The sequence below is a fragment of the Thalassolituus marinus genome (assembly GCF_020320395.1).
Taxonomy (GTDB): Bacteria; Pseudomonadota; Gammaproteobacteria; order Pseudomonadales; family Oceanobacteraceae; genus Venatoribacter; species Venatoribacter marinus.
Map to the genome: position 1 here is coordinate 58,632 of NZ_JAEDAH010000001.1, position 6,789 is coordinate 65,420.

Genomic DNA, 6,789 nt, shown 5'->3' on the forward strand with positions numbered 1-6,789 from the left:
GAATTAAGGCTTTGGCTAAAATCATCGTCGTTACATCAGGTAAGGGTGGCGTAGGCAAAACCACCACCAGCGCAGCCTTTTCTGCCGCTCTGGCTATGAAGGGACACAAAACCGTCGTTATCGACTTTGACGTAGGCCTGCGCAACCTCGATCTGGTTATGGGTTGTGAACGCCGTGTGGTGTACGACTTTGTTAACGTCGTGCAGGGCGAAGCATCACTGAAACAGGCTCTGATTAAAGACAAGCGCCTGGACAATCTGTTTGTCCTGCCAGCATCCCAGACTCGTGATAAAGATGCTCTGAAGCCGGAAGGTGTTGAAAAAGTTCTGAACGACCTGCGCGCAGAGTTTGATTACATCGTCTGTGATTCTCCGGCCGGTATTGAGCACGGTGCTCAGATGGCACTCTACTTTGCCGAAGAAGCCGTCATCGTGACCAACCCGGAAGTATCATCCGTACGCGACTCCGACCGTATTATTGGCATTCTGCAGAGCAAATCCCGACTCGCTGAAGAAGGCAAAAGCGTAAAAGAGCATCTGCTGCTGACACGCTATAACCCTGAACGCGTAGAACGCGGTGAAATGCTTTCAGTGCAGGACGTGGAAGATATTCTGGCCATCCCGCTACTGGGCGTGATTCCGGAATCTGAAGCCGTCCTGAAAGCGTCCAACCAGGGGGTACCTGTGGTCCATGATGATGCCAGCGACGCCGGCCAGGCCTACGATGATGCCGTGTCCCGCTACCTTGGCGAAGACCGCCCGCACCGCTTCCTGGAGAAGCAGAAAAAGGGCTTCCTGAAACGCGTATTCGGAGGCTGATATGAGTTTGCTGGGATATTTCCGCAAGGAAGAAAAAAGCAGCGCTTCGGTTGCCAAAGAGCGTTTGCAGATTCTGGTCGCCCACGACCGGGTGCGGACCAATGGGCCGGACTACCTGCCAAAAATGCAGCAGGAGCTGCTGGCGGTGATCCGTAAATACGTCGTTATCGATGATGAGGACGTCAATGTCAGCCTTGAACAGCAAGGTACCACCTCGGTACTTGAGCTGAACGTCACGCTGCCCGATCGCTGATCGGGCATGAAAATGCCTCAGCCTGAACTACACTTAAGCGGTTAGCGACGACGGAGGCATCATGTCCACAATCCCTGTTCACCATATTCTTCTGAAAAGCCCGTTACTGGCCAGCGATGTTATGCAGGAACTGCAGCTCGGTGCTGATTTCGGAGAAATGGCAAGCGAATACTCTGCCTGTCCATCCGCCAGCAATGAAGGCTTTGCCGGTTTCCATCACACCGACCGACTGCCTGGTGAATTGGTCCACGCGCTGTACGAACACGATGAACAACAGCCATATGTGGGCCCGGTTAAAACCTCGCTGGGTTTTCATATTCTGAAAGCGGTGAAAAAGCCCGAGCGCCCGCTGATCATGGACGAGCACGCAGACGCTGAAGAATAAAAGCCCGGCCTATTCGCTACGCAGGTGCTGCACCATCGCCTGAGCAGCATCTGCAGCGTGGTAAACCCGCTCCAGTAAACTGAATTCTGCGCAAACGACTTCCACCGCTCGCTGACGACTGACCAGCACCAGATGATGAGGCGCTTCGTCGGTAGCAGCCGTCGATTCCAGCCAGCGATAAACCCCCACATCTTCCGGTAACTCCTCATCGCCGGTATTCAGCATAAAGGCATCCGGATCCGGACAAGTCAGTGTCACAACCGCCCAGGTGCGAGGTACCGACTGGAAGTCACGATGACACTCATACACCAGCAAATGCGGCTGGGATTCATCACCACGACGAATGAAACAGGCTATATCGGATGATGGCTCGTCGGATACCTCCGGCAGATCGGCCACCCTTTCACAAATCATCTTACTCATCAGGCTATCGGCTCGTATCGCCAGTATGGATAACGCACACCGGCCAGATCACAAAGAATACGCAGAAATGCATCACAGGCTTCCACTGAAGCACTTTCGTCCATCGTGTGATAGCCCGTCGTCGGAATCTGCAGTGTTGTGCCATCCACCAGGCCACCCGAGGCTGCAATAATTCGCCCCATCTCGGTACTACCCAGTGATTTCTGCGGCAGGCCCTGCGTGGCATTCAGCTCGTTCTGGCGGCGGATATAATCGTCCTTAAAGCTGACCTTAATCCCCAATCGCCGGCAACGTTCTTCCAGTCGCTCAGTTAATTCGCGGTTGAAGGTGGCATTGGCATCGCTGTGACGCAGCACCAGTTGCTGCTCATTGGCTGCAGCATTGTCAGGGTACGGACTGGTATCCACCACCACCAGCTGGTTAGTAGAGCCACCAAAGCGACGGAACCATTCCAGCAGGTAACGCCAGCTGCGTCCGGCTTCTTCCTGTGCGGTAAAAAAGGCCGTGCCCTGAAAACCCAGCTCAAACAGATACACCAGCATCGCGGCCGTCAGCACGTTATCCAGCTGCCCCAGATAACGGCCTTGTTCTGTGCGCAACACATCACGAAAGGCTACAGGCGTTCCAGCCACCAGGTGTTCCATGCCCGACAGCTCAAAAATCAGGTTATTGCGATGTGGACAAATGTAGGCATTTTCAATTTGTCCTTTCCCACGGTATGCGCCTGACCAGGGCTCATAAGCAAAGACACCGACATCGGAAAAACGATCAACGATCTGCAGCATCAGTTCTTCAGAGACGGAGTTACCCAGCAGATCGGAACGACCACCGGACACAAATGCAGCGTACTGAAATTCATTGGGCCCGGTACACACCAGACCGTGACGGTCAATGTGCGCAGAAAACATAAGGCTCATAGGGTCATTCCCCTGCGCCACCAGCACCCCTTCGTACCAGGTCACGCGCGCGCCCCGCTCCTCCAGCTCACGCTGCAGTACGCGAAAAAAAGAATGCTCGGCACCAACAACAGCCGGGCTGCGCATCAGGCTTTTAAGAATATCGAGAAAACCGGTACGGTCTTTCACAGTCACTCCGAAGTGATCAGGGTTTCAAAGATCATGGCATGAAAAAAGGCGCAGGCCTATACAGACCTGCGCCTCTGTTATTACAAATAATCAGCAGGCTGGTTTCTGTGGTTCAGTCATCATACTCGACGTCATAACCGAACAACTCGCGCAAGCGGGTCTGTTCCAGAATCCGTTCAGCGCGACGACGTTTTTTATCGTAGTCAGCGCTGCGGCCACGGTGCTTGCTGCGGCTGTTCGGGAGATCGTCGAATTCATCGTATTCAGTGTATTCGCGTTGTTGGCTCATAAGTCCCTCCCGTTAACGGCGGCATAGTTTCACCAAGGTCTCTGACGGTAAATCGAAATTTTTTATTCCTGTGGATAAAGCGCTTTTATAAAGCGGCTGACAGAATCAGCCACTGGCGATATAATCGCCGGGCTCTTGGGGGAGTAACCTGCTCTGGAAACAGAGCGCCTGCGTCAACAGACTTGAGCCTCATGCTCATGGCGCCGGCGACCGCGGTATGATCCGCTGGTTTGGTGAGACCTGAGACAAATGCCGTGGCCATCTGGCGGAGCCGCGTCGTTTGTCTTTGGTTATAATTCTCCGCCCGGTGATTACGTGATGAGTCTATCCTTGCCTGACCTTACCTTACTGACTGACAACATCAGTCACTCTGCTGTACTGGCCTCCACCCTCGTTGTGGCACTGGCTGAAATCGGCGACAAAACTCAACTGCTGTCACTGCTGCTGGCAATCAAGTTTCGCAACAAGCTGGCTATCGTCATGGGTATTCTGGTGGCAACCCTGCTGAATCATGCTGCATCCGCATGGCTCGGTGTGTGGCTGGGTGAAAGCCTGAACAGCTGGATGAACAGCGACCTGGCGCGCTGGCTGCTGGCTGGCGGTTTCATTGCCATGGCGCTGTGGATTCTGATTCCCGATAAGGAAGACGACGATACCGATACCCATCAGGCATGGGGGGCTTTTCTGGCAACCACCTTCCTGTTTTTTCTGGCCGAAATCGGCGACAAAACCCAGGTCGCTACTGTGCTGCTGGGGGCAGAGTTCAGCTCCGTACTGTGGGTTACGGTAGGTACCACTCTCGGCATGATGCTGGCAAACGTGCCGGTCGTCATTTTCGGCGAACAGCTGATGCGCCGTATGCCAATGAAAGCGGCTCACTATCTGACCAGTGTTCTGTTTATTGCCATGGCAATCTGGGTAGTGCTTGGCTAAGACCTGTTTACACTGATCAGGCAGGCTCTGGTGATGCAACAGACAAACCAGTGATTAATCTGATCGTTACGATCAGATTAATTCGTTTCCAGCCTGTCGGGCTATGGGATAAAACGCGCTCCCGATCACCTTTGCGGAGCGCCGATGAACCAGGCCCACTCTTTAGCCGACGAGCAGCTGTTTGCACTGATTGCCGACAGCCTGCGTAGCGACGGCTACAGTATCGTTCATGGCGTTCTCCCGTCTGCTCTTACCGCAGGGCTGCAACAGCGCGTGCAGTCTCTGCAGGAACAGGCATTTATTCAGGCCGGCACCGGACGGCAGCAGGAGCACCAGCTGGATCGCTCTATCCGTCGCGATAAGATTCGCTGGCTCAGTGGCGACGACCCGGCGGAGCAAAGCTGGCTGAATTACATGGCCGATCTGAAGCAGTACCTGAATCGCCGTCTCTACCTCGGCCTGTTCAGTTATGAATGCCATTTTGCTCACTACCGCCCGGGCGATTTCTACCGCAAACATATGGACGCATTTCGCGGCCAGGCCAACCGGGTACTGACCACCGTGCTTTACCTGAATCCGACCTGGAATCCTGACAACGGTGGAGAACTGGTGATTTATCGCGATGATGATCACGACAAAGAGCTCACCCGTGTGACACCTTTCAGCGGCACGCTGGTTACATTCCTCAGTGAAGAGTTTCCACATGAGGTACTGCCGGCCAACGGTGATCGTTACAGTATCGCCGGCTGGTTCCGGCTGAATGCCTCCACCGCAGAACGTATCGACCCGCCTCGCTGATCAGAAGCGATAAGCATTAAATCCCTGCTTGTCAGAGCAGGGATCACTTCTACACTTCAGGTAAACGCTTATAAGTTGTAGGAGTCCCCCGATGAGTTGGTCTGATCTCAGTCTGGCGAAAAAGATTGTGTTGCCCATTGCGGTATTGAGCACCTTGCTGGCCGTTCTGTCGGCAATTCAGATAGCGACACTGAACTCTATCTCGTCAGATTACAGCCACATCAACGAAAAATACCTGCCAGCGCTGCAGCTGGTGCTGAACGCCGATCGCGACCTGTATCAGGCTCAGATCGCTGAGCGCACCATGGCATTAGGCAATGCTGGTGATAACTTCAGCACGATGCACAAAGAGAACCTTGATCAGGTTGCGACACGTCTGGGCAAAGTGGCGGCATCCGACATCTCTCCGCAAGCTAAGGCGCAGGCTCAGAAATTTTTACAGGCCTTCTCCCGCTGGCGTCCGAAAACAGAAAAACTGGTCGCTGACGTTCGCAGCGGCCAGTTATCTTTCGCACAATCAGCGGAACAGAGCACAGGCAGTCTCGATCAGGAATTCGAAAGTATTCGCGATGTTCTGGACGTACTCGGCGAAATGCTGGGGAAAGAGGCCGAAAACCTTCAGCAGGAAGCCCTGCAGGCTCAGTCCAGCGCTATGACGACCATTTTCACGCTGGTTGCCGTTGCCCTGGTCATAGCCATCGCTGTTGGCGTCACATTCCCCAAACTCATCACTGGCCCGGTCAATCAGTTAAGTGCAGTGCTTGGTCAGATGGCTGACGGTCGTGGTGACCTGACCACCCGTATGCCGCGAATGGGCAATGACGAAATTGGTAAAATGGCCCATAACTTCAACCGCTTTATCAATGGCATGCAGCAAATGATCAGTGATATTCAGCAGGTTGCAGACACAGTGGGCGGCGCATCCGACCATCTCAAGAGCAGTTCAGATGCCAGCCGTCGCATCAGCGCTGAATACGCCGATGTTATGGACACCGTCGCGACGGCCAACCATGAAATGGGGCTGGCCATTCAGGAAGTATCGTCGAATACCCAGCAGGTCTCCGAAGAAGCCAAAAGCGCTGACCTGGCAGCCCGGGCTGTTTCAACACAGTTTCGTCAGGCGATGAATGAAATTCAGTCCCTGGCTGAAAACGTTAACAATTCCGGTGATGTTATTCAGGAACTGGTAGCCGAGACCACGAACATTGCCTCAGTACTTGATGTAATTAAGGGCATTGCTGAACAGACAAACCTGCTGGCGTTGAACGCCGCAATCGAAGCCGCCCGCGCTGGCGAACAGGGTCGGGGTTTTGCCGTGGTAGCAGATGAGGTCAGAACCCTGGCAAGCAAGACCCAGCAATCCACCGGCGACATTAACGTCATGATCGAAAAACTGCGCGCGGGTGTTAGCCGAGCCGTAGAAACTATGGATGAAAGTCAGCAGAAAGCAGAGAAGACCGTCGAGTATGCCAGTCAGTCGGAAACCAGTATTCAGAATATTTCCGGATCGATGGTAAGTATCAGTGACCGAATACTGCAGGTCGCTTCTGCCATCGAAGAGCAAACCTCAGTTATTAACACCATCAACGAAAATCTGGTGGCAGCAAAAGATCTCAGTTCCGATGGCTCACGCAGCACCGACGAAATCGTCCGTTCCGTCGATGGGCTGCATTCTCAGGCGAATACATTGAAGTCTGCTGTTGGAAATTTCAGAGTGTAAGCCCATAAAAAAAGGTTCATCGCACTTTACCGGGAAACGCCGCTTTGATTTTCAAAAAGAAGTAGTCGTTGTCCCGGTACCCATA

General features: G+C 53.6%; 9 protein-coding genes and 1 riboswitch. Of the genes, 6 read left to right on the forward strand and 3 right to left on the reverse strand.

Annotation, left to right across the window (positions count from 1 at the left end; all coding sequences use genetic code 11):
* Positions 1-11 precede the first annotated feature (11 nt).
* The 3 genes from minD (at position 12) to I9W95_RS00340 (ending at position 1,456) form a co-directional block, all read left to right on the forward strand.
* The gene (minD, locus tag I9W95_RS00330) at positions 12-818 is read left to right on the forward strand and encodes a septum site-determining protein MinD (protein ID WP_225670522.1); all 807 of its coding nucleotides are present in this window, start codon (positions 12-14) and stop codon (positions 816-818) included.
* A gap of 1 nt (position 819) precedes the next feature.
* On the forward strand, positions 820-1,071 hold the full coding sequence (gene minE, locus I9W95_RS00335) for a cell division topological specificity factor MinE (RefSeq protein WP_225670524.1): 252 nt from the start codon (positions 820-822) through the stop codon (positions 1,069-1,071).
* A gap of 61 nt (positions 1,072-1,132) precedes the next feature.
* Positions 1,133-1,456 carry a peptidylprolyl isomerase gene (locus I9W95_RS00340; RefSeq protein WP_225670526.1) on the forward strand — a complete coding sequence of 108 codons (324 nt, stop codon included), beginning with the start codon at positions 1,133-1,135 and terminating at the stop codon, positions 1,454-1,456.
* Positions 1,457-1,465: 9 nt separating this feature from the next.
* Here I9W95_RS00340 and I9W95_RS00345 read toward each other — a convergent pair whose 3' ends face one another.
* The 3 genes from I9W95_RS00345 to I9W95_RS00355 all read right to left on the reverse strand — a co-directional run bounded on the left by I9W95_RS00345 (position 1,466) and on the right by I9W95_RS00355 (position 3,253).
* Positions 1,466-1,879, reverse strand: a complete 414-nt coding sequence (locus tag I9W95_RS00345; protein ID WP_225670535.1) for a hypothetical protein — start codon at positions 1,877-1,879, stop codon at positions 1,466-1,468.
* Positions 1,879-2,964, reverse strand: coding sequence for a peptidase M42 (locus tag I9W95_RS00350; protein WP_225670537.1), 1,086 nt, complete (start codon positions 2,962-2,964; stop codon positions 1,879-1,881). The genes I9W95_RS00345 and I9W95_RS00350 overlap by 1 nt, the downstream gene beginning before the upstream one ends.
* Positions 2,965-3,076: 112 nt before the next feature.
* Positions 3,077-3,253 carry a hypothetical protein gene (locus I9W95_RS00355; protein ID WP_225670539.1) on the reverse strand — a complete coding sequence of 59 codons (177 nt, stop codon included), beginning with the start codon at positions 3,251-3,253 and terminating at the stop codon, positions 3,077-3,079.
* A 126-nt stretch (positions 3,254-3,379) separates the two neighbouring features.
* Positions 3,380-3,566: riboswitch (yybP-ykoY riboswitch) on the forward strand.
* 5 nt (positions 3,567-3,571) lie between these two features.
* Between I9W95_RS00355 and I9W95_RS00360 the strand changes: the two genes are divergently transcribed.
* From I9W95_RS00360 to I9W95_RS00370, 3 genes are all read left to right on the forward strand, one after another.
* Positions 3,572-4,186, forward strand: a complete 615-nt coding sequence (locus tag I9W95_RS00360) for a TMEM165/GDT1 family protein (protein WP_225670541.1) — start codon at positions 3,572-3,574, stop codon at positions 4,184-4,186.
* A gap of 144 nt (positions 4,187-4,330) precedes the next feature.
* Positions 4,331-4,984 (forward strand): 2OG-Fe(II) oxygenase, encoded by a 654-nt coding sequence (locus I9W95_RS00365; protein ID WP_225670543.1) that lies wholly within the window; start codon positions 4,331-4,333, stop codon positions 4,982-4,984.
* Between the two features lie 91 nt (positions 4,985-5,075).
* A complete protein-coding gene (locus tag I9W95_RS00370) occupies positions 5,076-6,704 on the forward strand; it encodes a methyl-accepting chemotaxis protein (RefSeq protein ID WP_225670545.1) in 1,629 nt (542 codons plus the stop codon).
* Positions 6,705-6,789 lie beyond the last annotated feature (85 nt).